The sequence below is a fragment of the Pradoshia sp. Z5_111 genome, from assembly GCF_058267535.1.
The window spans coordinates 423,565-450,104 of sequence record NZ_JBZCPQ010000003.1; the positions used below are offsets into that span (position 1 = coordinate 423,565).

General features: G+C 36.4%; 24 protein-coding genes and 1 riboswitch. Of the genes, 9 read left to right on the forward strand and 15 right to left on the reverse strand.

The genetic code is table 11. The features are described 5' to 3' along the window. Positions 1-14: 14 nt before the first annotated feature. Positions 15-185 (reverse strand): hypothetical protein, encoded by a 171-nt coding sequence (locus tag AC4D4A_RS09075; RefSeq protein ID WP_490995593.1) that lies wholly within the window; start codon positions 183-185, stop codon positions 15-17. 473 nt (positions 186-658) lie between these two features. Here AC4D4A_RS09075 and AC4D4A_RS09080 point away from each other — a divergent pair, with 473 nt between their 5' ends. Continuing rightward, a complete protein-coding gene (locus AC4D4A_RS09080) occupies positions 659-2,020 on the forward strand; it encodes a hemolysin family protein (RefSeq protein WP_490995594.1) in 1,362 nt (453 codons plus the stop codon). Positions 2,021-2,206: 186 nt separating this feature from the next. Here AC4D4A_RS09080 and AC4D4A_RS09085 read toward each other — a convergent pair whose 3' ends face one another. After that, positions 2,207-3,304, reverse strand: a complete 1,098-nt coding sequence (locus AC4D4A_RS09085; protein ID WP_490995595.1) for an AI-2E family transporter — start codon at positions 3,302-3,304, stop codon at positions 2,207-2,209. A gap of 469 nt (positions 3,305-3,773) precedes the next feature. On the opposite strand from AC4D4A_RS09085, the gene AC4D4A_RS09090 reads away from it, so the two are divergent. Next, positions 3,774-4,817 (forward strand): serine hydrolase domain-containing protein, encoded by a 1,044-nt coding sequence (locus tag AC4D4A_RS09090; RefSeq protein WP_490995596.1) that lies wholly within the window; start codon positions 3,774-3,776, stop codon positions 4,815-4,817. Positions 4,818-4,900: 83 nt separating this feature from the next. Then, on the forward strand, positions 4,901-5,140 hold the full coding sequence (locus AC4D4A_RS09095; protein WP_490995597.1) for a hypothetical protein: 240 nt from the start codon (positions 4,901-4,903) through the stop codon (positions 5,138-5,140). A 479-nt stretch (positions 5,141-5,619) separates the two neighbouring features. On the opposite strand, the gene AC4D4A_RS09100 is transcribed toward AC4D4A_RS09095, so the two are convergent. Beyond that, complete coding sequence (locus AC4D4A_RS09100) at positions 5,620-6,843, reverse strand: aminopeptidase (RefSeq protein WP_490995598.1); 1,224 nt, start codon at positions 6,841-6,843, stop codon at positions 5,620-5,622. A gap of 116 nt (positions 6,844-6,959) precedes the next feature. After that, the gene (locus AC4D4A_RS09105) at positions 6,960-7,880 is read right to left on the reverse strand and encodes a LysR family transcriptional regulator (RefSeq protein WP_490995599.1); all 921 of its coding nucleotides are present in this window, start codon (positions 7,878-7,880) and stop codon (positions 6,960-6,962) included. A gap of 124 nt (positions 7,881-8,004) precedes the next feature. Between AC4D4A_RS09105 and AC4D4A_RS09110 the strand changes: the two genes are divergently transcribed. Beyond that, complete coding sequence (locus AC4D4A_RS09110) at positions 8,005-9,294, forward strand: NCS2 family permease (RefSeq protein WP_490995600.1); 1,290 nt, start codon at positions 8,005-8,007, stop codon at positions 9,292-9,294. 137 nt (positions 9,295-9,431) lie between these two features. Here AC4D4A_RS09110 and AC4D4A_RS09115 read toward each other — a convergent pair whose 3' ends face one another. From AC4D4A_RS09115 to AC4D4A_RS09130, 4 genes are all read right to left on the reverse strand, one after another. Further along, positions 9,432-10,325 carry a cation diffusion facilitator family transporter gene (locus tag AC4D4A_RS09115; protein WP_490995684.1) on the reverse strand — a complete coding sequence of 298 codons (894 nt, stop codon included), beginning with the start codon at positions 10,323-10,325 and terminating at the stop codon, positions 9,432-9,434. A gap of 202 nt (positions 10,326-10,527) precedes the next feature. After that, positions 10,528-11,466, reverse strand: coding sequence for a magnesium transporter CorA family protein (locus tag AC4D4A_RS09120; protein WP_490995601.1), 939 nt, complete (start codon positions 11,464-11,466; stop codon positions 10,528-10,530). 18 nt (positions 11,467-11,484) lie between these two features. Next, a complete protein-coding gene (locus AC4D4A_RS09125) occupies positions 11,485-11,607 on the reverse strand; it encodes a hypothetical protein (RefSeq protein ID WP_257468979.1) in 123 nt (40 codons plus the stop codon). A gap of 311 nt (positions 11,608-11,918) precedes the next feature. After that, positions 11,919-12,422: a YusW family protein gene (locus tag AC4D4A_RS09130; RefSeq protein ID WP_490995602.1), complete on the reverse strand. Its 504-nt coding sequence runs from the start codon at positions 12,420-12,422 to the stop codon at positions 11,919-11,921. Between the two features lie 224 nt (positions 12,423-12,646). On the opposite strand from AC4D4A_RS09130, the gene AC4D4A_RS09135 reads away from it, so the two are divergent. The 4 genes from AC4D4A_RS09135 to AC4D4A_RS09150 all read left to right on the forward strand — a co-directional run bounded on the left by AC4D4A_RS09135 (position 12,647) and on the right by AC4D4A_RS09150 (position 17,344). Continuing rightward, entirely contained in the window at positions 12,647-14,794 is a 2,148-nt protein-coding gene (locus AC4D4A_RS09135) for an MMPL family transporter (protein ID WP_490995603.1), read from the forward strand. Between the two features lie 80 nt (positions 14,795-14,874). Next, a complete protein-coding gene (locus tag AC4D4A_RS09140) occupies positions 14,875-15,663 on the forward strand; it encodes a TIGR00266 family protein (RefSeq protein ID WP_066101999.1) in 789 nt (262 codons plus the stop codon). Positions 15,664-16,186: 523 nt separating this feature from the next. Further along, on the forward strand, positions 16,187-16,789 hold the full coding sequence (locus tag AC4D4A_RS09145) for a tetratricopeptide repeat protein (protein ID WP_490995604.1): 603 nt from the start codon (positions 16,187-16,189) through the stop codon (positions 16,787-16,789). Positions 16,790-16,966: 177 nt separating this feature from the next. Continuing rightward, a complete protein-coding gene (locus tag AC4D4A_RS09150; protein ID WP_490995605.1) occupies positions 16,967-17,344 on the forward strand; it encodes a GtrA family protein in 378 nt (125 codons plus the stop codon). Between the two features lie 101 nt (positions 17,345-17,445). On the opposite strand, the gene glpX is transcribed toward AC4D4A_RS09150, so the two are convergent. The 5 genes from glpX to AC4D4A_RS09175 form a co-directional block, all read right to left on the reverse strand. Then, entirely contained in the window at positions 17,446-18,420 is a 975-nt protein-coding gene (glpX, locus tag AC4D4A_RS09155; protein WP_490995606.1) for a class II fructose-bisphosphatase, read from the reverse strand. A gap of 332 nt (positions 18,421-18,752) precedes the next feature. Next, the gene (locus AC4D4A_RS09160; protein WP_490995607.1) at positions 18,753-19,856 is read right to left on the reverse strand and encodes an iron-containing alcohol dehydrogenase family protein; all 1,104 of its coding nucleotides are present in this window, start codon (positions 19,854-19,856) and stop codon (positions 18,753-18,755) included. 197 nt (positions 19,857-20,053) lie between these two features. Further along, on the reverse strand, positions 20,054-20,878 hold the full coding sequence (locus tag AC4D4A_RS09165; RefSeq protein WP_490995608.1) for a MetQ/NlpA family ABC transporter substrate-binding protein: 825 nt from the start codon (positions 20,876-20,878) through the stop codon (positions 20,054-20,056). A gap of 20 nt (positions 20,879-20,898) precedes the next feature. Then, the gene (locus AC4D4A_RS09170) at positions 20,899-21,570 is read right to left on the reverse strand and encodes a methionine ABC transporter permease (protein WP_490995609.1); all 672 of its coding nucleotides are present in this window, start codon (positions 21,568-21,570) and stop codon (positions 20,899-20,901) included. Continuing rightward, on the reverse strand, positions 21,560-22,573 hold the full coding sequence (locus AC4D4A_RS09175) for a methionine ABC transporter ATP-binding protein (RefSeq protein WP_490995610.1): 1,014 nt from the start codon (positions 22,571-22,573) through the stop codon (positions 21,560-21,562). Before AC4D4A_RS09175 ends, AC4D4A_RS09170 begins: the two co-directional genes overlap by 11 nt. A gap of 81 nt (positions 22,574-22,654) precedes the next feature. Next, positions 22,655-22,759, reverse strand: a riboswitch (SAM riboswitch). A gap of 509 nt (positions 22,760-23,268) precedes the next feature. On the opposite strand from AC4D4A_RS09175, the gene AC4D4A_RS09180 reads away from it, so the two are divergent. Further along, positions 23,269-24,435, forward strand: coding sequence for a pyridoxal phosphate-dependent aminotransferase (locus AC4D4A_RS09180; protein ID WP_490995611.1), 1,167 nt, complete (start codon positions 23,269-23,271; stop codon positions 24,433-24,435). Positions 24,436-25,397: 962 nt separating this feature from the next. Here AC4D4A_RS09180 and AC4D4A_RS09185 read toward each other — a convergent pair. Both AC4D4A_RS09185 and AC4D4A_RS09190 read right to left on the reverse strand, forming a co-directional pair. Further along, the gene (locus AC4D4A_RS09185) at positions 25,398-25,718 is read right to left on the reverse strand and encodes a hypothetical protein (RefSeq protein WP_490995612.1); all 321 of its coding nucleotides are present in this window, start codon (positions 25,716-25,718) and stop codon (positions 25,398-25,400) included. A gap of 253 nt (positions 25,719-25,971) precedes the next feature. After that, complete coding sequence (locus AC4D4A_RS09190; protein ID WP_490995613.1) at positions 25,972-26,508, reverse strand: dihydrofolate reductase family protein; 537 nt, start codon at positions 26,506-26,508, stop codon at positions 25,972-25,974. Positions 26,509-26,540: the final 32 nt, after the last annotated feature.

The window sequence follows — 26,540 nt, forward strand, 5'->3', positions numbered from 1 at the left end:
TATGTATTAGATGATCAATGACTTTTTAGTTCTACTTCCTTCTTGGACTCAGATGCTTCTTCAGCCATTAATTCATTACCCAAATGAGCGAATCCTGAAATAAATACATTTGAAAATATTTCATTACGTGATTTTGTCTTTTCGATGATAACTCCCTGTACCTTAAATTTAGATACAATATCCATACACACTATCTCCACCTCTAATTTATACTAATCCATACAAATATACCCTTATATTTATCCTTCAAACCAAAATATGAGCATTTTATTTGACATTTATACCAGCTATATTTACTAACTGATTTTATGTATATAACACTATAATTATGTTACTTATGTAAATAATACCACAACTTAAATTTTACTAAATTGCTGAAAAAAAGATAGTCCCAAATTTTATATTTATTGAAAATATAGTCAAATTATTAAATTAGGAATAAAAACAAATGCTATTCATTTAGAAATTTAATATAATGGATAGTAATAACTCTTTTTCAAATACTTCTCTTTTATAATCAAGGGGTGATTCACATGGGAAGTTGATGACCAAAAACATTCATATAGTCGATATTATATATTTAAACCATTTAGCTGAAAGCAGCTTATTACTACAGGAGGTGACTCCTTGACCGTCATATACGGTTAAAGGAAATTTATTGGACATATGGAATTTGGTTTTTATAGCCATTTTGATTGCATTAACCGCATTTTTTGTTGCATCGGAGTTCGCAATTGTTAAGATTCGATCTTCACGGATAGATCAATTACTGGAAGAAGGAAATAAAAAGGCAATAAGCGCAAAGAAAATCATCACAAATCTGGATGAATACTTGTCTGCCTGTCAGCTTGGCATAACGATGACAGCACTGGCACTTGGCTGGATCGGGGAAGAAACCTTTGCCACTATCATATCTCCGGTAATATCATTCTTAGCATTACCGGATGCTGTTACCCAAACACTGACGATCATTCTCTCTTTTATGTTAATTACATTTATTCACGTAGTCATTGGTGAATTGGCACCAAAGACTGTTGCTATTCAAAAAGCGGAAGCAATTGCTCTTCTTACCTCAAAGCCACTTATGGCTTTCTATAAAATCATGTATCCTTTTATATGGGCTCTTAACGGGTCAGCAAGGCTTATTGCCAAATCAGTCGGCGTTGAACCCGCTTCAAAATATGAGATTGCACATACAGAAGAAGAACTGCAAATTATTTTGTCTGAGAGTTTGAAGAGCGGCGAAATTAATCAATCTGAGTTTAAATATGTGAACAATATATTTGAATTTGATAACCGAATTGCAAAAGAAATTATGGTACCAAGAACAGAAATGATTTCCTTATCAAAAGATGACCTCGTAAAAGAATTTATTGATGTATTTCATGCTGAGAAATTCACTCGTTATCCTATTATTGATGGAGATAAGGATCACATCATTGGATTAGTAAATGTAAAAGAAATACTGACAGATATCGTCCAGCATAAACAGGTGACAACTGTCACTCTTGATCCCTACATTAGGCCGATAATCCGTGTCTTAGATACCATGCCGATTCATGATTTATTAGTCAAGATGCAAACTGAACGCATTCACATGGCCGTTCTGATGGATGAGTATGGCGGAACTTCAGGTTTAGTCACCATTGAAGATATAGTTGAAGAAATTGTTGGAGAAATCCGTGATGAATTCGATGCTGACGAGATACCTGAGATTCGTAAAAATCCAGACGGCTCCTATATCGTTGATTCTAAAGTACTTATCAGCGAAATTAATGACTTACTTGGAACTGATTTGGATGACACAGATATTGATACAATCGGCGGATGGGTTCTAACCGAAAATTATGATGCCAAGTTGGGCGATACGATTGACCTTGAAGGCTTTGAAGTAACCATCATCGATATGGAAGACCATCATATCCATTATGTTGAAATTAAGCAAAAGGTTAAAGAATATCAGATCATCGGTATACCACAAAAAAACGTCGCTGAAGAAGATAATGTCCTCTTCTCTTAATAATTGAATTATCTATAGAAAACCAACCAACAAACCGCTTCTCTAAATTGGAATTTATTTTCCTTAGAGAAGCGGTTTTTTATAATGTATGCCTCTTTTCCTGATTAGCTACAAGATCCTTTATAGTTAGCTTATTTACTTCGGGAAAACAAAATAAGCAGAACCTTAACAGGTCCTGCTTAATCATTACTCGGTTATAACTGTCGTTTTCGTCTTATACAGTCTATAGAGCCTTACAATATTTTTGGTGATTGTTTTTACAACTGCATAGGTCGGTACGGCTAATATCATCCCCAATATACCGGCTAAACTTCCTGCAACCAATAATATCAAGATAATCGTCAATGGATGAATATTAAGTGATTTCCCAATAATCAGCGGAGAAATCAGATTACCATCAATTTGTTGAACTATTACAATCACTAAGACAACCAAAATAGCTGTTAACGGCGATTGGAATAGACCGACCACCACTGCGGGTGCAGCCCCAATAAACGGGCCTACATATGGAATAATATTAGTAATTGCAATTACTAATCCCAGCGTCAGTGCATATGGCAAATCGAGTATTAAGAAACCGATAAAACAACACGTACCGACAAAAATACAGACAATAATTTGTCCCTGTATATAGCTTGCCAATGTCTCAGAGGTTTCCTGAATAATAACCATTCCTTCTTTCCTAAAAGAAGATGGCAAAAATCTCATAATTGCATTGGGAAGTTTATTCCCATCCTTCAACATATAAAACAGGATGAACGGAACTGTTATGACTATTAAAGTAAGATCTGTGATGAAGGAGACAACGGCCGAGACTCCAGTCGTGATATTCTTTGTCACAGTGGTTGTGAATTCAAGTAATCTGTCTTTCAGTTCGTCAATTTTAACTATATCCTGTTGAATCACATATTTAACCAAAGGGGAATCAGATGCATCCTCAATAATTCTTCCAATATCATCAATAATTTTAGGCGTATTCTCGACTATATCTGTTATTTGATTTGAAACGATTGGCCCAACTGTTGCTCCACCAAATATAAATAAACCAATCAGGGCTATGTATACGATCAAGATTCCAATAATTTTTGGTACTTTCCGCTTTATCATAAATTTTAAAAGTGGATTTAATAAATAAAACAGAAATCCTGAAATCAAAATTGGGAAAAATAGCGTAGATATGAAAATCCCAATCGGATTAAATAAGAAGGAAATTTTTGTACTTACAAATATAATCAATAACAGTAACAAGATTTCCAATGTCCAAAAATGTAATTTTGATTTCAATTGTATCCTCCTCTCCTCATATTCGGTTATTCCCCATTATATCGTATTTATTCGTTAGAAAAAACATTCCCATTAATATAATGTTTTCATACATTATATGTCATACTTTTTATAAAAATCTGTTTTATTACTAAATATTGTATAATATTGGTAAGGCGGTGTTTAAATTGAAAAACTATACAGTATTGTTTCTGTTACTATTTGTTGCAAGTATCACAGGTGGTATGGCATTAAAGAACATTTTCGAATATTCAATGTTAGTTGGAGTTGGGTTAGCATTCATATTTATGCTTTGTTCAGCTTTTTCACTACGCATAAACAACCGTAGGAATCATAACACAGAAATGTGACTTAATAACTCCAAAGGCATTTTCAGCTACTTCTGTGCTAACAAGGTGATTGTGGACATAAGAGCTTTTTCAAACGGGGCAGGTCGGATAAAGATGGATATAGCATTGGGGGATTTATAGTGAAAACAACTATTTTAAATCGTATAAGCGAAATCCAAAAAAAGGTCGGATTTTCCGGAAGTATTCTCGTTGTGGAAAATGATGATATTTTAACAGAGTTAAGCTACGGTTATGCGAATCGTTCTGAACAAATTGAAAACAGGCTAACCACAAGATTCGGGATCGCATCAGGCTGTAAACTTTTTACAGCCATAGCAATCTGCCAGCTTGTAGAAAATAGAATACTTTCTTTTGATACGAAATTAGAAGATTGTCTTACTATTCAATTTCCTAACTTTGATAAGGGTATAACAATTCACCAGCTATTAACCCATACGGCAGGAATACCTGATTATTTTGATGAGGAAGTGATGGATAACTTTGAGGAATTATGGGTTAATAATCCGATGTATCAAATGAGAAAATCAGAAGACTTTTTACACCTATTTCAGAACCAACCAATGAAATTTAAAGCAGGAGAAAGATTCCACTACAACAATGCAGGCTATATTTTACTTGGTTTAATCGTTGAACAAGCAAGCCAACTTGAGTTTTCGGAATATATAGAGGAAAAAATTTTTAAAAGAGCAAATATGAGGACCTCAGGATATTTTGAATTTGATAATCTTCCTAAACATACAGCACTTGGTTACATTGATTATCCGAATGGTGAATGGAAGACTAATATATATTCATTACCTGCGAAAGGTGGTTCGGATGGTGGAGCCTTTGTGTCAGTCGATGATATGCGGAAGTTATGGTATTCGCTCTTTCATAACCTATTACTGAATGAAGAACACACTAATAAATTGCTTACACCATATATTCAAACAAACGATCAAAACAGCTTTTACGGTTACGAATTGTGGATAGAGAAACATAACGATGAGATTTTCAAATATCATATTATGGGCTATGACCCCGGAGTTAGTTTCCATTCTGCATTTTATCCTAAGATGTCAACCACAGCCGTAATATGTTCTAACAAATCTAAAGGTGCATATGATATTACGCAGGAAATTGAAAAAGAAATTTTAACCCTTTGGGATGAACTCAGGCTGTAGTGAGATTAATCCATAACAATGCAGAACTATTAATAGACATTCAATAGACTTATAGAAATTCTATGTAAGGGAGTGACTCTACAGTGGAAAAAGTGAAGCCAGAGGTCGAAACATCGGATTTTGTTGTAATCTTTACGGATGTTTTACCTTTTCTTCTTTTGGCTATAGTTGGTGTAATCATTGTTGCTATTATATATTTCGTTAAGAGTTATAAGCGTTATCTAACTAACAGTAAAATAGTCGACCAAAAACTAAAGCTGGTAGAAACAGATATACAGGAGACTAAACAACGCCTTGACCGAATTGAAAAAAACCTTAAATGAAGTTGAGTGATACCATTCTTATTGCGCTAACTGGGGCTTTAATGAATTGGAGACAGCAAAAAAGCTGTCTTTTTTTATTGAGATATCAGCAATATACTATTAGAAAAGAACGATACAAATAAGAGGATGGGACATAACTTATAAAAGATGCTGAAAAGACGAACGATATCTAATTTATCGACTTTGTTACTGAAAAGTTCGTTCCATTTCGCTGCAGCCACTCGCTTTCCGCGGGGAGGAAGCTGAGCCTCCTCGGCTACGCCTGTGGGGTCTCAGCCTTTCCTCTACTTCCCGCAGGAGTCGGTGGCTTCCGCTCCATTCCACTAAGTTTAATAATGGTATACAGAAGTAACCAATCTATTGAAAACAAATAAAAATCCGACCTTTTAGGCGAAATATTTATTAAAATATCACCTAATAGTTCGGATTTATCATCGACTGAAATACTTATGTCCCAGCCTCTCCATTTCCAGCTTTAATTAGAATGCCCAATTCCCTTTTCGGAAAATAGGTTCCTTTGTTCCATCTGCCAATTCTCCATCAATGTCCATTTCAGCAGAACCAATCATAAAATCAACATGATTAATACTAATATTGACGCCATCATTCACTAATTGTTCTTCATTCATCTCTTTGCCTCCTTCAAGACAAAAAGCATAGCCTGAGCCAATAGCTAAGTGATTGGATGCATTTTCATCAAAGAGAGTATTATAGAATAAAATATTTGTATCAGAGATTGGTGACTGATGAGGTACCAGAGCAACTTCACCAAGATAGCGAGATCCTTCATCAGAATCAAGAAGATTCTTAAGAACGTCCTCACCTGTTTCAGCCTTTACATCTACAACTTTCCCTTTTTCAAATGTTAACGTGAAGTTGTTAATGACATTACCGCCATAGCTTAAAGGCTTCGTGCTTGTAACAGTTCCATTCACGCCTTCTTTATAAGGAACCGTAAAGACTTCCTCTGTTGGCATATTGGCCATAAACGAAATGCCCTTTGAATTTACGCTTCCGGCCCCACACCATATATGCTTATCAGACAGCTCAATGGATAAATCTGTTCCTGTAGCTCTATAATGCAGAACTTTATATTTTTTTGAATTTAAATAGTCTGCTTTTGTACGCAGAGTTTCATCATGTTCCTTCCAGGCAGCAACCGGATCCTCACTATTTACTCGGACTGCTTTGAAAATAGCATCCCAAAGTAATTCCACACTGTTTTCGGAATCAGGGAAAATCTTATCAGCCCAGGCTTTTCCTGCAGCCGCTGTTACACACCAGCTCACTTTATCAGATTGCGTAGCTTGTCTAAATTTATTTAATGCAGTGCCTGCTGCTTTTTGGAAGCTAGCAATTCGATTTGGATCAATCCCCTTTAATAGATCTGGACTCTGAGAAACAATCGATAGGAAAGCTCCCCCTTTTTCCACCAACTCCTCTCGTTGAGCCACTATCCATTCCGGATATTCATTAAAGGCTTCATCTGGAGCCAATTCATATTTGATTCTGCTAACCTCTTCATCAGCCCAATCGACATATACATGCTTTGCACCAGCTTCATAAGCTTTTTTAACAACTTGGCGTGTAAACGGTGCTGATTCAATTGAGGATGAAATCACCAAAATTTGTCCTTCTTGAATATTAACGCCAACTTTAACAACCAATTCTGCATATTTGTTTAATTTTTGTTCAAAATTCATTCTTTCAGCTCCTTTAAAACATCATTCCCATTCGTTACTATTTTACCACTCCTTGTTGGAATGCACAGTTGAACGAATTGGCTTTTTTGAAAACTATAAAAAATGGAATACACTTATCAATACTGGTTATTATCACTTGATTCGTCAGTAATTGGACTGTCCGTTGTCCCTTGTTTAATCATACTCAGGAAATTTTCCACTGTCTTTGCCAGATATCTTTCCTTGGACCAAATAACACCCACCGTAGATGTTAAATCTTTTTCTTTAAGCTGATAACTGTATAATTGGTGTGTATCATATGTCTTTACAACCGATTCCGGTACAACGGTGACCCCAAATCCCTGCTTTACCAATTGAAGTAATAGCTTGATGTCTGAGCATTCGCTTTTTACTAACGGTTTTATATGCAGCCTTGAGAATTCACTGACAATCATTTTGTAGATTCCCAGTCCTTCATTGCTTGGTAGAATTAAAGGTTTTTTACTAATACTTTTTAAAGAAACGATTGTTTCAGAACTCTCTATTTTTTCATTTGTTAAATAAACAAATGGCTCTGTTTTAATGGGCAGTATATTCACCTCATGAGATTCAATCGGAAAGATGACATATCCAATGTCAAGCAGCCCCTCTTTAATCATTTTCGTCAGTTCCACTGAATTCCCTTGATAAACGGTGTAATAAACATTAGGGTACTTTTGATGAAAGTCATTTAGATAACCTGCTAATTGATAATCAGAAAATGTATTTACCCCAATGCGGAGATTACCGCTTAATCCTTCCACCATTTCTTTCGTTTCCGTTATCATTTCTTCAAATACTCTTATGATATCTACTGCTTTTTGATAGAGAGAAGCTCCAGCCTGAGTTAATTCAAGAGTGTTTCCTTTCCTATTAAAAAGAATGACTTCTAATTCATCTTCCATTCTCTTTAATTGTTGACTGAGCGGCGGCTGAGCCATATGCAATCGTTTTGCCGCTCTAGTAATTTGTTTTTCTTCTGCAATGGCTACAAAATAGCGCAACTGTTTTATATCCATATCCTTGTCCTCACTTCTAGTTATATCAAAAAGATATACTTATCATACAAAATAAATATTTTTCATATATTACACACAATGATAGCATGGGAAGGTAGCTTTTTAAAAAGGAGAACAACACATCATGGAAAAATTATTTAAATTGGATGCTCACGGCACTACCATAAAACGTGAAATCCTCGCTGGCTTTATATCTTTTATCACCATTGTTTATATCGTAATTGTCAATTCTAAAATCCTATCAGAAGCAGGAATGCCATATGACGCAGCTATGATTGGGACTATCCTTACCTGCGTATTCGGCTGCATGATTATGGGGCTTTGGAGTAATACTCCCATCATCGTTGTCCCGGGCATGGGAATTAACGCAATGTTCACGTATACAATTGTTATTAATGGGAACTATAGCTGGCAGGAAGCACTTGGAATTGTTTTCCTTTCAGGTTTGCTTTTCATGCTTATTGCTTTTACACCGTTAGCTAAAAAAATTACTAAAGCTATCCCACATTCCTTAAAAGTAGGAATTACGGTTGGGATTGGAATTTTATTAATGTTTATAGGGTTTGAGCAAAGTGGAATTATTGTTTCCTCCCCTGAAACTATTGTTGCTCTTGGGGACTTAACAAATGCGGAAACCTTGTTAACCATTCTTGGTCTTATCATTACCTTTATTCTATTCACTCGCAATATTCCGGGAAATCTCCTAATTAGTGTCGCCATCATCACGGTACTAGCCATCTTCTTTGGAGTCGTAAACCTTGATGGATTCGAATGGACTCAACCATCATTTAGCTCGTATGGAGAAGTTTTTGGAGCCATGTCATTTACCAATATCTTCTCAATCGGTTTTCTGTTAACTTCTTTTTCAATGGCCATGGTTGTAACCTTTGAAAATATTGGGTTAATTCATGCACATACGGCATCTATAAAACAACCCGAAAAAAATAATAAAGCCCTTAAGGCTAACGCTCTATCTGTGCTGACATGCGGGATATTCGGTTCAAGCCCGACTGTTGCCACTGTGGAAACAGCAGCTGGGATTACAGCAGGCGGACGAACAGGATTAACAGCTGTCACTACTGGCTTGTTCTTTTTTGCTTCACTGTTTTTAATACCGGTAATAAAAATTATTCCGAATGCAGCTATATCCCCTATTTTAATTTTAATTGGGGCATTAATGATTCAAAATATAACGGAAATTGATTTGAATGACCTAACTGAGAGTTTTCCTGCTTTATTGGTGATTGTGTTAATTCCATTGACATTCAGCATTGCCAATGGAATGGCTATTGGTTTCATAGCTTATCCATTGATTAAGCTATTTTTAGGAAAAAAACGCGATGTTTCAGTACCACTTTATATTATTGCTCTATTATTTACGCTCAATTTTGTCTTTCAATATACATCAATTTAAGAAACAAACCGGACAGGTGTTAGATGGCTGTCCGGTTTTTAATTTTAATGGAATGCTGAAGGTTGGACATTTAAAATTCGCTATTGGGGTAATACAAAAAAGGCCAATTTACAATTAACAAGTAAATTGGCCTTCGTTTATTCCGGAAAGTATGGATTTAAATGAATGAGCACTTCTTCTATATGGTCAAATTTTTCCTTTAGAGAGTTCTTAATCTCTCTTGATAGGTCATGACCTTCTTTAATTGTTTTATCCTGGTCAATGGAGATACGAATATCCATTATTATGTAGTGACCATGTTCCCTTGCCCTTATTCGATCAATGCGTCTGACTTCCTCAAAACTAAGGATAACAGCCTCAAATTGCTTCATCATTTCCGGCTGTACATTGCGTTCGATTAGAATATGAAAAGCTTCCGTCAGCATTTCCCTTGCAATTTTGAAGATCAAATAGGCTACGAATATACTTGCTACTTTATCCCCGTATAAGAGAATGGTAATTCCTAATTTATCCCCAAGATAAGATAAAAGTATTCCTATTGCTGCAGCCAGCGATGCCACTATATCTGCCTGGTGATCATATGCTACCGCTTCAATTGCTTTACTGTTTACCCGTTTGCCTACATTCATGGAATAACGGAATAAGCATTCTTTCGCTACATACGAAAATAAAGCAATCCAGAAAGCAATCATACTTGGGGTTTCAATAGGATGGAAAAATCCAGCTACACCTTCATATACAATATAAAGGGACACTAATAATAACAAGATTCCAATTACCCCGGAAACAATTACTTCAGCTTTGCCGTGTCCGTATGGATGCTCAAGATCCGCAGGTTTATTTGAAACTTTAAGTACCAATAATACGATGACTGCTGCAAAAACATCCGCTGCCGAGTGTATCCCATCTGCGAATAGCGCATCACTGCTTGCAATTATTCCGATTACGATTTTTCCAACTGTAAGAATTATATTGCTCCAAATACTAATCCAGGCTACCCTTTTTGCCATTGACTCTCTAAGTTCCAAGATAATTCACCCCATACTATTACACCTATATGAAATGGATTCCATACGTTGGTGCAGAAAAATGTTATGCCACTTTTTAATTAAACTGTATAAAACTGATTTCCAAACATATCAATTATGAACACAAAACAATATTTTATCTTTTTCATGAAAGAGACTCAACATATTTAGCTTACCCAAAAAAAAGAGATAGCTTTTGCTATCTTCAAAAGTATCTCTTTTTCCAAAATATGATAGTTGTAATGGATGATAACAATAAAGCAACGCATATAACACCGATAAACGCATATGGGTTATTTTGAAAAGGTAAATTAACATTCATCCCATATATGCTTGCTACAATAGTCGGGAATGATAAAATAATCGTTATGGAAGTTAAGAATTTCATCACGATATTCAGGTTATTCGAAATAACTGAAGCAAATGTGTTCATCATACTCGTCAAAATGGAATGATACGTCTCAGCCATCTCAATCGCCTGGGTGTTTTCAATAATAACATCTTCTAAAAGATCCTTATCCTCTTCATACATCTTCAAGTGATTCAACCGCAAAAGTTTTTGCAATACGATTTTATTGGATTTTAGCGACGTCGTAAAATACACCAAACTCTTTTCTAATGAAAGAAATGCATAAAGCTCTTCATTTTTCATAGACTGGTGTAATTCTTTTTCGATGTCATCTGTTTTACGATTGATCTGTTTTAAATATCTTAAATAATAGCTAGAGATATTAAACAGAATTTGAAGAGCAAATCTTGTCTTTTTATACGTGAAAAATCCCTTCATTTTCTTACTCATAAAATCAGTAATAATTGGATTTTCAATGAGTGAGATTGTAATAAAGCATTCGTCCGTTACAATCAGACCAATTGGGAGAGTTTCATAAAGCGGGAATCCCCCATCATCATACGTAATGTATGGAAAGTCTACAATGATTAATATATGATTATCTTCTCTTTCAAGCCGAGACCGTTCTTCATCATCCAATGGGTCTTTAATGAAATCTTCCGGTATATCCAGACGATCCGAAATTAACTTGATTTCAGCTTCGCTTGGCGCAACCATATTGACCCAGCACCCTTTTTTTAGTTCATCAATTTTCTGTAATTTACTATCTGTATCTGAAATATAATATTCTAACATTGATTTAACCTCCTCTCATTATGAGGAAGCAACAACTCTTTTTAATGGAATGACGATTATCTTTCCCCACCTTTTATAAAAAGCACTGTTGGTTTCCTCAGGCAAGCTCGTGTCTGGGTCACTCGAATCGTAGCTACTCAATAATCTCAACTCCTCCTGAAGATAGTTTTGCCTCTTACATCTTATACCTAACATTCAAAGCTGTGCAATGGGAAATTAACTATTCATAAAAAGAATACTTAGTCTGGCTGTCATACTTCCTTTTTTAGAACATCCTTCTTCCTTTCGTTCTCTAAAAAAACACTCTTCCTTATCCCAACCAATTATTAAAAATCATTATCTCAAAGCCCAACTAGTTTAATAAAAGTAACCTTTCCACTTAATAAAATCTACATAAAAACAAAGCATCCCCTTTTCAATTCCAAAGGGATGCTCTGTTTTCGTATTTCAAATTACTTATTTTTTCTATATTCTTTTTCTGTTCCGTCATTAAATGAAATATCAATATCAACCGCCTGATAATTATCATCTAATTCAAATGCTGAAATAACTTTGGATATCACATCATCCTGTGAAGTATTAGAATCAATATCTAACTTTTTAAATATAGGATCTAAGCGATCAACTGCATCATTACCATTTACTCGCTCATTATTGCGATCATCTTCAATCGAAGCTTCTACTCCGTCGTTATCATTTTCGTAGCTAACCTCATAATCCTTATTATTTTCGTATTTTACTTCAAGGTCAAAATCTCTAAAAGAATAAGCTGTATCCTTTGTTGTATTTGTATTAGTACCCTTGTTATTGTCTGTTGCTGTATCATTCGCATTATTATTTTCTGTTGCTTGATTGTCATTCGTTTGATTATTTTTTTGTGCATCATCATTATTATTGCACCCTGCTGCAAATATCATTAAGACACACATACACATGATTAAAGATAATCTCTTCATAATGTCTCCTCCTAAGTTTGTTATGTAACTGTTGTTTTAGTATTTCCCCATTTAGCCTGTAAATACACTTTCTTTCCATATTTTATTAGGATCATTATACTTTTTAGAAAAACCTATAATCAGCTATCGTTAAAGTTGAAAATGTTATATAGCAGGAGGATATATCTTGTATACATGGGTATAGAGAATTATGGTACATAGAGCTAAAAGAGGAGGTTTATTGAATGATGTATACATATCGTAAAATAATCTTAGTGATTTGGATTATTTTCACATTGGTAATGGGATTCTTCGCTCTAAAAATGCCTGGAATTCTGCAAGGCAGCGGCTTTGAGATGGAAGAGTCCTCCTATGACAAAACAAATGAGCTATTAGAGGATCGGTTCGGCCAATCTGCCTCACCTTATATCATTTTATTTGAAAATAAGAATAATTTAGAGGAACAGGATTTTAAACAAAGGATAAACTCAGTATTAAGTGATGTGAAGAAAATCGACGGGTTAGGCTCAGTTGAATCCCCCTTAGAAAATGATTCACAATATAAAAAGGAGATTGCCTATGCCTCTATCTCTTTTAATGAAGACAAACAAGAACCTGCAGATTATATTAAAGCTTTAAACCAGGAGATTACTGGCCAGGATATATCAGCTTCTCTGACGGGTTCCCATGTTATTGAAGAGGATATGAGCAAGGCATCTCAAACTGATTTAAAAAATGCAGAAATGATTGGGATTCCAATCGCCATGATTGTACTGTTATTAGCTTTTGGAGGATTGGTTGCTGCTTCCATTCCGCTAATGACCGGGATTGTAGCTGTTGTATCCTCAATGGGGATTATTTATTTTATTGGTCAGAGTATTAATCTTTCCGTGTTTGTTTTAAATGTTGTTCCCATGATCGGGTTAGCAGTCAGTATAGATTTTGCCCTTCTCTATATCCATCGATTCAGAGAAGAACTGCAGCATCATGAAGTCAGTAAAGCAGTGAGCATTACAAACAAAACGGCCGGAAAAGCAATTGCTTTTTCTGGAACCTGTGTTGTTCTTGGGCTTGCAGGAATGTTTTTCATTAATATTGATATATTCCGAAGTATAGCTGTCGGCGGTATAGTTGCTGTTTTCATTTCTGTCATTTCTGCCCTTACCTTCCTGCCGGCCTTATTAGGTATTATAGGTAAAAACATTAACAAAGCTATGATACTAAAAACTAAAGAAAACTCGGACAGTAAATGGAGAAGTTTCGCCAACTTCGTAATGAAACGCCCTATCATTATGGCCTTAGCTGCTTTACTCATTTTAATAATTGCAGCCACACCTATTCGCAATATTGATTTAGAAATACCTAATGCTGATTCTTTGCCGGCAGACAGCCAAACAAGAATTGCCTATGAAAAATTTGAAGACTCTTTCCTTCCAAGCAATCAGTCAAACGTACCGATTGTTTTAGAAACAAAGAATCAAGAGGACATATTATCAAAGGAATCCCTTGAGAGCATAGAAGCATTTATAAATAAGATTAAGGAAGATGAGCTTGTCGATCAGGTTGACTCAATTTTTACGTATACAAACACAAACTCCGCTGAAGAGTTATATCAAACCTTACAATCTGATGTGGCTAGAGAAAAAATGGCTCCAGTCCTCGAAAAGCTAGTGAACGAAGATACAACCCATATAACGGTTAAACTCGATGCAGCATACAAAACCGCGAAGGCAAAAGATTGGGTTCGAGAGGCCGAGAATCAAGACATTCATCCAGAACTGACTCACACGATTGGCGGTCAGGCAAAATTTACACAGGAGATTTTTGATGAAATCCTGGAGCAAGTCCCAAAAGGTTTATTACTGATTATCGGGGCTACCTACTTGATTTTATTAGTTGCATTTCGGTCTGTACTAATTCCATTAAAAGCCATTCTGATGAATATCCTATCCCTTGGAGCTGCCTTTGGTATCATTGTATGGATATTCCAGCATGGGAATTTAGGAGTCGATCCTAACCCAATTGCGCTAATGATTCCTATTTTAACCTTTGCAATTGTTTTTGGTTTAAGTATGGATTATGAGGTCTTCTTAATCTCCCGTATTCAAGAGATTTATCTCGAAACTGGAGATAACGATAAAGCTACCCTTGAAGGCTTAACTACAACAAGCAAAATTATCACCTCGGCAGCCGCCATTATGATTGCTGTTACTGGTGCCTTTGCTTTTACAGATATTGTACCGGTAAAGCAAATCGGGGTTGGCGTGGCCTTAGCAATCTTTATAGATGCCACTCTTGTCCGTATGGTCCTTGTTCCTTCTCTGATGAAATTGCTGGGCAAATGGAATTGGTGGTTCCCTGGACAAAAAGGGGCGAAGAAAAACAATAATTGATTGCATACCAAACTCGCATCCTCAATCGTTTTGGATTACACTTTAACTGAAGAGTTTTATCAATTTGGAGGTGTTTGGCAATGAACAACCATGAAATTGATTACAAGATATACGGAGACGATATGCAATTTGTAGAAGTGGAATTAGATCCGAAAGAAACAGTCGTGGCCGAGGCCGGAAGCTTAATGATGATGGATGAGCAGATTCAAATGGAAACCATTTTCGGTGACGGTTCTTCTTCCCAATCTGGAATGATGGGCAAATTATTCAGTGCCGGAAAAAGGGTCCTGACTGGAGAAAGTTTATTTATGACCACCTTTACAAATGAAGGAACTCAGAAAAAGCATGTATCCTTTGCTTCTCCATATCCTGGAAAGATCGTCCCTTTGGACTTAAGTGAATTGGATGGAAAAGTAATCTGCCAGAAGGACTCCTTTTTAGCAGCTGCGAAGGGTGTATCAGTAGGTATAGAATTCCAGAAAAAAATTGGGGCTGGCTTTTTTGGCGGTGAGGGATTTATCATGCAAAAACTCGAAGGTGATGGGATGGCTTTCGTGCATGCCGGAGGGACATTACATCAAAAAGTATTAGCTCCGGGAGAAAAAATACGAGTAGATACCGGCTGTATCGTTGCGATGACCAGAAATGTCGATTACGATATTGAATTTGCCAAAGGTATTAAAACCGCGTTATTTGGCGGAGAGGGTCTGTTTTTCGCTACATTGCAAGGTCCCGGAACAGTCTGGGTTCAATCACTCCCCTTCAGCCGTCTTGCAAGCAGAGTGTTTTCCGCTATGCCCTCTAGAGGTGGGTCAAGCGATGAAGGCAGCGTAGCCAAAGGGCTTTTTGATATGTTTGGCGGAAAATAGAAGAATAGCAGAATAGCAGCCCGATAGAAAAGTCTATTGGGCTTTTTTTGTTTTATCCCCCTATCCATTCGAATAATATGGTAATTTAAAGTAAAGGGAGTATTTTTATAAAATCTAATTCATAAACTGACTGCTTCCACTTTTATAGATTTTTAATTTTTGGACAACTTCTCTCTCACATAGGAAGTGTTAACTTCCGTAACTTTCACCTTTCATTGTTCTTGAGCTATCCAGGTCTACTATGGCAATGGGTGGAGTAATCTCCGTTTATTCCTTACTCTTTGTTAGTATCCTTTCTTTTTTCAGGCATCCTTGTTGATAGATTAAATCGTGTCAAACTTATGTTGATTATAGTTTGGCAGTGAAACGATTCATGCCGCACTTAATATAGCTATTCTTATAATAGTTTTCTTACATTCCTGCATAAAGAAGTTCGTAATTTTAATTAAATTTGCAGAGATGAAAACAGGAATAAATGTTATAATTATATTAATATAATAAATTTTCTGAAAGGTGATGCTATATGAGTATCTTGAATAAGTTTCACCATACCAACCCAACGGAAGAACTTTTATATAAAGCACTTCATGCTGATGAGAACACAGAAACGGGTACAGTCATTCAGCTTTTAGAAACCGCCCTGCAATCCATCACGGATAAAATGCCAAAGAGAATCAGTAAAATGGTGTTTCCTGCTACAATCCTTTTGGCTGATCAATATGTAAAAGTGAATAACCTGCAAAAAGCTAGAGATACATATGAAGCAGCCTTATCGCTGGCTAAAACAGATATGGATAAAATGCGTGTTCATGAATCAATCGGGAAGATGAATTACTTACTTAATGATTTTGAAAAATCAGCTAACCATTATCTTAAATCCCTGCATTATGCCGCTAAATACACACCTAATGATGCGATAAAAAATGTCCATTCCCATTTATTGCATCAACTAGGTCACGTATTACTCGATAACCATCGTTCTGTTACGGAGGAGCAAAAAAAGCAGGCTGACGAGTTCCAAAAATATTTACTGAATCAACCTAACTCCTATAACTTAACAAAATTAAATTTTTATCGGGATATTGGAATGGATTGGTGGAAAGAGTTCCATCTATTTAACCAGTAACTAACGTAAGACCGCGAATGACCTTTTCCGGTCTTACTTCTTTTTATAACCATCAGCCATTTACTTCGCAACCATCGCTACCTTTTCTCGCCTTTTTACTTGGAATATTTAACCTGTACGTTAAATCGAGTATAATAAGAGAACCTAGAAGAAAAAGCGAAGAAAGCTGGTTACTTGATGATTTTATTTGAAAAGGAATTTTGGAAATTCAATATGGTTGGCATTGTAAATACAATCAATTATTATATTTTGTATTTACTTTTTAAAGAAGTGTTTCAGATGAACTACATGACTGCACATTTGCTAGGTTTCTTTATCAGTATGATTGGCTCCTTTTATCTGAATTCCTATTTTACCTATCGAACAAAACCAACTTTAAAAAAGTTCCTGCAATTTCCTTTAACCTATGTCGTTAATATTATAGTATCAACGCTTGCCATTTATATTTTAGTCCAGTTGCTTTCTATCCATGATAATATAGCACCTATAATCGCGACTGTTATTGCGATTCCTTTTACCTTTTTAATTTCAAAAATGATTCTTGCAAAGGATTAATTTAATTCGGGATTAAGATGTAAAAGGATTGAACAACCTTGAAATAAAAAAATCCTATAAAAGTATAGAAATACTTCTATAGGATTTCATTTTAGAAAGCATTAATGGTGGTGTGTATGGATAAATTTCGTATTTCTTGTATTAGCGCCTACTAATAACAAGGAGTGGGTACTCATTTTCCCGCTCGATAACTTCTTCACTCCATTCAAGAACAAACCATCGGTGATTGCCGTTGCAGAAAACAAACAATCGTCTGTGCGAACAATTTCATCCAACTCGAAAATTTTAGTTGGATTTTCAATACCCATTTGTACACATCGATCATATTCTTCCTGATTCATAGGAACAAGCTGCCCCTGGAAATCTCCTCCCAGACATTTTAGTGCTGTTGCAGTGATGACACCCTCTGGAGCTCCACCTGTACCAACAAGCATATCAATATCCATTCCATCGATTCCGGTTGCTATAGCGCCCGTTATATCAACATCAGAGAATAACTTCAACTTTGCTCCGAGCTCGAGAACCTGTGCCATTAAAGTACTATGCCTATCGCGGTCCTGAATCATAATGGTCAATTCTCTTACATCTTTTCCAAGGGCCTTCGCTACTGATTGCATATTCTCTTTTAAGGATGCATTTATATTAATACAACCTTTTGCATTTGGCCCAACTGCCATCTTTTTCATATACATATCAGGAGCATGAAGCATACTTCCACTTTTCGCAGCAGCCAACACAGCCATTGAATGGTTTTTCCCTTTAGACATTAACGTAGTACCTTCCACCGGATCTACAGCTATATCAATTGCCGGGCCATTCCCACTTCCCAGCATTTCATTAATATAAAGCATTGGCGCTTCATCCATTTCTCCTTCACCAATTACGACTCTTCCACACATATCGATTGTGTTTAAATGATGCCTCATAGCCCTTGTCCCAGCACCATCTGCTTCAATCTTATTGCCCTTTCCTATCCAGGGATATGAAGCAATAGCTGCCTGTTGAGTAACATGCAGCAGCTCTTCTGCAATTATCTGTACGGTGTGCTTCTTACTCGCATACTTGGTGAATTCCATAATCGACTTCCCTCGTTTAATAGTAAATTTCCCTATCCATTTTAGGGTTCATATATACAAATAAACAAGTTTATAATTTTGGTAATAAACTAGGAGTCTGGATAAGTTAATTTAATTATGAAATATCATTATTACATGTGAAAATATGATTATTTCGGATGGATCGTTGCTAATGCCTAATAAAAAAGCAGACAGCTGTTTGCTGTCTACTTTAATCAACATGGAATTAGAACCCTTCACATGAGTCATCCTATAACGTGTTGTTCTAGTCTGGCAGAAAATAGACACCTTCAAATTTCAGAAGCAGTTGTGCTTTTAGATGGTAAACTACCTTAGCCACATTCCTCACACTCACAAACAAATTGCTCCAGCTTCTGAATTGCTTTCACAACCCTCTCAGCTGTAACTAATCCAATTGGCATGACATGAATCGACTCACCTGTTACTGTCGCTTTTTCAGCAACCTCAGCAATCAGCGCTTCTGTTATCTCTTCCACACCTAAATCTGTCAAGGATAAAGGAAGACCCAACTCTTCATAAAACAGTCGAAGCTCTTCAATTTCCGTCCACTTATCTTCCAGCACTAGCTGAACTAAAATGCCATATGCCACCTTATCTCCATGTAAGGCGTGATGTGTTTCTTCAAGTACCGTTAAACCATTGTGAATCGCATGAGCGCCAGCAATTCGACCGTAATAATCACCATAGCCGCCAACCATGCCACCAAACATAATAATCGTTTCTACTACTTTGACAAAGTCATCATTCACTTCCCCAGCCTTTGCAGCAGCAACAGCTCCACGAGAAAATTTTAGCAATAGATCCTTACACTCTCTTGCAGCAAAATGAGCAATTTGCAGAGGAACAGTCTTATTATCAATAACAGCTATCTGTACATCCGCTTCATACCATTTCGCAAGAGTATCTCCAATACCGGCAATTAACATCTCTATTGGAGCATCAACTAGAATTTGCGGATCGACTAGCACCAGACTGGTACAAATCGGATATATATCGTAACGAATGAAAGTTCCGGAATCATCATATATAACGCTTAAAGGCGTCCATGGCGAACAATTAGATGCCAATGTCGGGATGAGAATGGACTGCCTTTCAGTCGTATCACAAACTGCCTTAACAAGATCGAGTACCTTTCCGCCTCCGACACCTATTACCGCATCCAATGAATGATGTTTGACCAGCTTTGCAACCGCTTCGATTTCGGCAAATGAGCATTCGCCTCCGTACGTATATTCCTCCAATTCTATCTCTGCCATTTGAGGCCAATACGGCTTTACTGCTTCCCATGATTTTTTCCCATGAACCACAAGAACCCTGCGAAGATTGCGTTCCAATAGTTTAGCTTCCAATAAATCTAATACATTATCTTTCAAAATATATTCACTCGGAGCACCATGAACTGAAAAAACAGTCATTTTCATCACTCATTTCTATTTGTTGTATGACTATGAAAGCAATTAAAGAAGTGGGGAGTGTTATCTTTATATATTCTGAATGTCTAACCTTACACCCGCCATGCTCCTTCTATGGTTTTGAATTAATTGTTTGATCTAAGGGATATACAGCCTTTGTATTTATACATAAAACAAAGAGAGAATAAGGACATTGTTTCTTATTTCATCCATTCAGGCTTACCGAAGCCGACAAATTCTTCATCGATTATTTTTTCGAATTCATCAGACTCTACCACTGATAAAATATCCTTAGCTAGCTGGGAATCATCATTATCAGCCTTTACAGCCACTACATTTCGGTACGGATCAAGCATGTTCTCAAGCGCTAAAGCACTCAATAGATCCATATCTGCAGCTAATGCGAAGTTTCCTGGTACTGCTGCTAAATCTGCACTGTCAATAGATCGAGGTAGCTGTCCTGACTCTAGCGGCTGGAATTTTAAGTTTTTCTTGTTTTCGATTATGTCCTTTTCAGAAACTTTAAGCGGTTCTGCATTTTCATCCACTACAATTAATCCTTCATCTTGAAGCGTATTGAATGCACGAGCTGCATTTACCGGATCATTCGGAATTGTAATCGTCGCTCCGTCCTTCACTTCATCCAAAGATTTATACGTATTTGAATAAATGCCCATCGGCGCAGTCGGTACCTTAATCAAACCTGTTAAGTCCATGCTGTTCTCTTTTTCAAAGTTTTCTAAGTAAATAGTATGCTGAAATAGGTTCGCATCAATATCTCCACCATCTAACGCTTTATTCGGTTGAATGTAATCACTGAATTCCACTACTTCTACTTTGTATCCCAATTCTTCCAAGCCTGGCTTGATTGCCTTTGTTGCCATATCACTATAAGGACCAGAAGTAGCCCCAATTTTAATATTCTTTGGCTCTGAGCTTGCATCCTCAATTGTTTCATTGCCGCTGCAAGCTGCCAATGTGCCTACCACTAAGAATAAAATAAATGCTGTTAACCCCTTTTTCATGAAATCAATCTCCTTTTCTATTATCTTTTATCTATAACTTTAGCGATGAAATCACCAGCAAGTTGGATAACCTGAACCAAAACGATTAAAATAATAACAGTTGCAATCATAATGGTATTATCATAGCGATAATAGCCATAGCGAATTGCTAAATCACCAATACCGCCACCACCGACTGTTCCTGCCATAGCAGAAAAACCAATCAAGCTAATTAATGTCAGTGTAATACCCGAAATGATACCTGATCTCGCTTCAAGCAATAATACTTCCTTAATAATCATCCACGGTGACGCGCCAGCTGCTATTGCGGCTTCAATGACACCTTTATCAATTTCTCGTAACGACGTTTCAACGATTCTCGCAAAAAACGGAATAGCTGCCACTGAGAGTGATACGCTAGCAGCTGTTGGTCCAATCGTTGTCTTTACAACAAGTTCGGTCAACGGCATAAGAGCAACCAACAAAATTATAAATGGAATAGATCGGACCAAATTGACGACGAATCCTAAGATCCTCTGAACCGTTTTGTTTTCCCAAAATAAACCCTTCTCCGTCACATATAATAGAATTCCGACTGGCAAACCAATCACAATTGCGACAGCTAACGAAATAGCAATCATGTAAATCGTCTGCAAAAATGCTGTGTTAATTTCAGGGATAAGCTCTATAAAGTGGTTGAAATCAAAGCCCATGATGGAACACCTCCACTTCTGCCTCTCGACTTTCTATATAAGAGATCGCATTATTAATCTCTTCCTTCTGTCCGCGAAGCTCCATGATAAAAATACCTAAAGGCAATTCCTGAATATATTCAATTGAACCATGAAGAAAATTGCCTTTTACATTAAATTGCTGAAGCATATCCGATATGACTCCCTCACCAGCAACCGTACCCCTGAACGTCACCTTTACAATCGGACCCTTGCAGCTTTGGTAAATAGAATCCGGTATTTCAAAAGAAACAACACTGTTGATGAATTCCTTCGTAATATCTGCATGAGGTTTAGCAAAAATATCATACACCGAGCCTTCCTCAATGACCTTGCCTTCCTGCATAATCGCCATGCGATTACATATTTCCTTGACCACATTCATCTCATGCGTAATCAAAACAATCGTAATATTTAGCTCCTTATTGATTTTTTTCAACAAATTCAGTATGGACTTCGTTGTTGTCGGATCTAAAGCTGAGGTGGCCTCATCACAAAGGAGTACTGTCGGATTATTCGCTAATGCCCTCGCAATTGCTACACGCTGCTTCTGTCCTCCACTTAGCTGTGAAGGGTACACATCACGTTTTTCGGCTAATCCAACCATTTTCAACAGCTCTTCTACCCGTTCTTGTATTTGAGTCCGTGGAACTTTTGCTGCCTTTAAAGAAAAAGCTATATTTTCAAAAACCGTTTTCTGGCTAATAAGATAAAAGTGCTGAAAAATCATCCCGATTTTCAAGCGTGCATGACGCAATTGCTTGCTTCTCAGCTTAGTCAAGTCAACTCCATCAACTGTGATATTGCCCGATGTTGGACGCTCCAACAAATTAATACAGCGAAGCAGCGAGCTTTTACCTGCTCCTGAGTACCCAACAATCCCAAATATCTCCCCTTTTTGAATGGTTAAGGAAACATTATCAACTCCATTTACTACGCCGCTTTTATTTTTGTAAATCTTATTAAGATTCTGAATTTTTATCATATGCCGCCCTCTGTCTCTACACATTTTTTGAAACAAAAATGCCCCTCTCATCTGAAAGGGGCATCGAAATACATCTATCTCGACTTATCTTTCAGAATGTATACATTCTGCAGGAATTGGCACCTTCCCTATAAGGGGGTTGCCGGACGTCATAGGGCCTAGTCCCTCGGTCACTCTCGATAAGTTTTAGCTTTATTTGATTTGTTTATGATATTACAGACTTCAGAATAGTCTGTCAACAAAAAACTTTTTAATATATAATCTTCAGTCGCTTTCTTTATTGCAATATCTAAAAAATATTCCAAAAAAATTTCTCGAACCTTGTCCACTACATCGTATGAAAAATACTTCCCATTCTTCTTCGTGGCAACCGAATTAACGACAATATTCACACTCTATATTTTCGCAAGACGATTGAATAATACTTTCGTTCGCTCAACATTTTCATCTGCCAATCGAACAAGCTCATTTAAGGCATAGTCGGCCCCATATTCTCTATTTCAAAAATACAATCACTTCCCAAAGGACCATCAAACGTTTCCCCATAATCTATGACTCAGCAAATCTAATAACCATTTACTACCGCTATTCTCAAAATCTTTCACCTCACTATAGACATTTCTAAAAAAAGGTTATAGAATTTTACATATTATTTAAATATTCAAAACTATTCTCTCGTCGCAAAGGTGAATTATATGACATATTCAGAGCGCTTAAAAAAACTGCCAGTCCAATTTTTTGCAACACTTGTCCAAAAAGTTAACAGCGCTATAGCTGAAGGAAGAGATATTATTAACCTAGGACAAGGGAATCCTGATCAACCTACTCCCAGGCATATTGTCAAAGCCCTGCAAGTAGCGGCTGAAGATGCACAAACTCACAAATATTCTCCATTTCGAGGTTTGGATGAATTGAAAGAAGCTGCGGCACAATTTTATCAAAAGCATTACGGCGTCGAGGTTGACCCTGAAACTGAAGTTGCCATCCTTTTTGGAACGAAGGCCGGGCTAGTTGAACTACCAATGTGCTTGCTCAACGATGGTGAGCTAATGCTCTTGCCAGACCCAGGCTATCCCGACTATTTATCAGGAGCCGTGTTAGCAAACGTAAACTATGAAACTTTTCCACTAACAAAAGATAATCAATTTTTGCCGGATTATAAAAGCATTCCTTTAGAACAAAGGACCCATGCAAAGCTAATGTATTTAAACTACCCAAATAATCCGACTGGAGCTACCGCCGATCATGCCTTTTTTGAAAAAACAGTATCATTTGCAAAAGAAAACAACATTACCGTACTTCATGATTTTGCCTATGGAGCTATTGGCTTTGATGGACAAAAACCTATCAGTTTTCTTGAAACGGAAGGTGCAAAAGAAGTCGGCATTGAAATGTACACACTCTCGAAAACTTACAATATGGCAGGCTGGCGCGTGGGCTTTGCTATCGGAAATCCAGATATCATCGAAGCACTCAATCTCATTCAAGATCATCTTTACGTCAGCCTCTTCCCGGCTGTACAAAGAGCAGCAATCGCAGCCTTGACAGGTGAGCAATCCTGCGTAGAAGAGCTTATAGATCGCTATGAACGACGACGAAACTCCCTCATTGACGCTTGCAATAAAATCGGCTGGAAAGTCGAAGCACCAACTGGATCATTCTTTGCTTGGCTTCCTGTACCGGACGGCTTTAAGAGCGAAAGCTTCGCTGATTATTTGCTTGAAAAAGCAGATGTAGCCGTTGCAGCAGGAAAAGGCTTTGGTGAATACGGAGAAGGCTATATTCGTGTCGGCTTATTAGTAGACGAAGACCGGCTAATAGAAGCAATAGAACGTATTGGAAAGCTAGGCATATTTACTTAAACAAATGCCGTAGTTAAATAATACTCTCTATTTCTGTGCCTCAAAATGCTTAATCGTACCATGATCAATACAGCGGCCACTTTTTTAAGATAGAAAAACTCCCCAATTGAAAAACAGATTTTATTTGAATCTGTTTTTCAATTGGGGAGCATATCTATTTTATGAAATAAAAAGCTATTAGTTTCATTCCCTACAGGGATTTTGTCCCTTTATCAGCATAAGAAAAGACCGTCAACATGACAATCTTGATTTTTTGCTTCCCCTAGCTGTTAAAGTAATCCCCCCTGTTAATGGAATAAGACTATTTTTCTATAATTATTTATTAGCAAACTCAACTAATTCTTTGAATACGTCGTTGGGAGTGAAATTTATAATTCGAATGGTAAAACCTTTTTTTACTTGTATAAAAGCACCTTTGTTATACCAATTGACTCGTTTAAATTTTATCTGTTTTGTTTGCTCAGGGAATATACTTGTTTTATATAAAGGCCATTAAAAAACAAAATTTGATACGTCAAACAATCATCATTTATCACAAATTTATATTTAATACATAATAAAACAAGAATAACTAAAGAAAATATTATTTGGAAGTATAATAACCAATCGGAAAAGTCATTTATTGAAATTGTTAATATCATTAATGGTATACACCCTAATACTTCTCTTTGAGTCTTTGCGATATAAACCAACTATCTCCCCTCCCTACGAGTTCACTTTAACATAAATATCCAGTTTTTGTTGAACTCGGGCTGCCCTTTAGCCGCCTAACAAAAAAGAGCTGATCTGTATTACACCCAAAAAGTCAGATTTCAACTCTAACTTTTTGGGTCACTACATCACAGCCCCGATATTGGAGCGGGTACTCCCGATAGTTCCAGTGTATTCTTTCACAAAGAGAGTTAGCATTAGCTAAGACCTTCTTTTTCCTCAAAGTTCTATCTTTTATTTCAGCTGAAGATTTAGTTCTCCCTTTTTCTTAAAAGTTGCAAAGTCCCTTTTTTCTGTTCTTTAAAGTCCTCAAATCGTCTAGGAACATTAGTTACTCCATGATATATTGAATAAAACTCTTCCCACGGTTTTCCATCCAAGCGATAATATTTTTCTAATATATCTATATAAGTAAACAAAGCCTGTTCTACCACAATTTCAGATAGCTCATACTCGCTTGGCAATTCCATATCCAATCTTTCACACAATAATTTTTGTATTCTCTTTGCGTACTTTATCTGTCCTATGGAAACATCTACCGTCTCATATTCCTCTTTAATGCTCACTTTCATTTGGTTCCCTTCCGATAAAAAGTCGTTACAAATTATACTACTCTAATTATTAATTAAAAACAGATAATTTACAATACCTTCTATTATATTAAAATAATAACTGATTTAGTTTCTAATCGATTTGCAAGTCATCCTACTAATTACTAAATATTATTAAAATCAACTATGTCCACATAATTAATCATCAATTTTAGTCCACGTATAGATTAATGTAGACTTTAATGGAATTTCATCATACAAATTGATTAGAAAGTCAATGAGTGAGAGTTTTTTTAACTATATAATGGAGTTCCACAAACTGATTATAATTTTTCATCCTTTTCAATATGAGGTCTAATTGATAATCTCCCTCTCTAAATAAAGGGATACCATTGCCTAGTATAGTTGGGGCAATCGTTACGATTAATTCATCCACCTCTTTTATAAAGGAATGTAACAATTCTCCACCACCGACAATCCATATATTTTTCCCATCTTCACTTTTTAGTTTATTAACAAATTTAGTTACATCTTCATTAATAAATTTTACGTCCTCGGTATCCTCAATAGAAGACCTTGTAAACACATAGCACTCTTTGTTTTTATATGGGAATTCCTCAGAATCTTGTTCCATAATCCAATCATAAGTCCTTTTACCAAGTAAAATGGTATCTACTGTTTTATAAAACTCTGAAAATCCGTTATCACCTTCACCTTCGACATTGAATAGCCACTCTAGAGAGTCATCTTTGGTAGCTATATATCCGTCTAAGCTTGAAGCAATAAATAACACCAAATTTCGTTTACTCATAAAACCCTCCATTAAATAGAATTATATGTCTG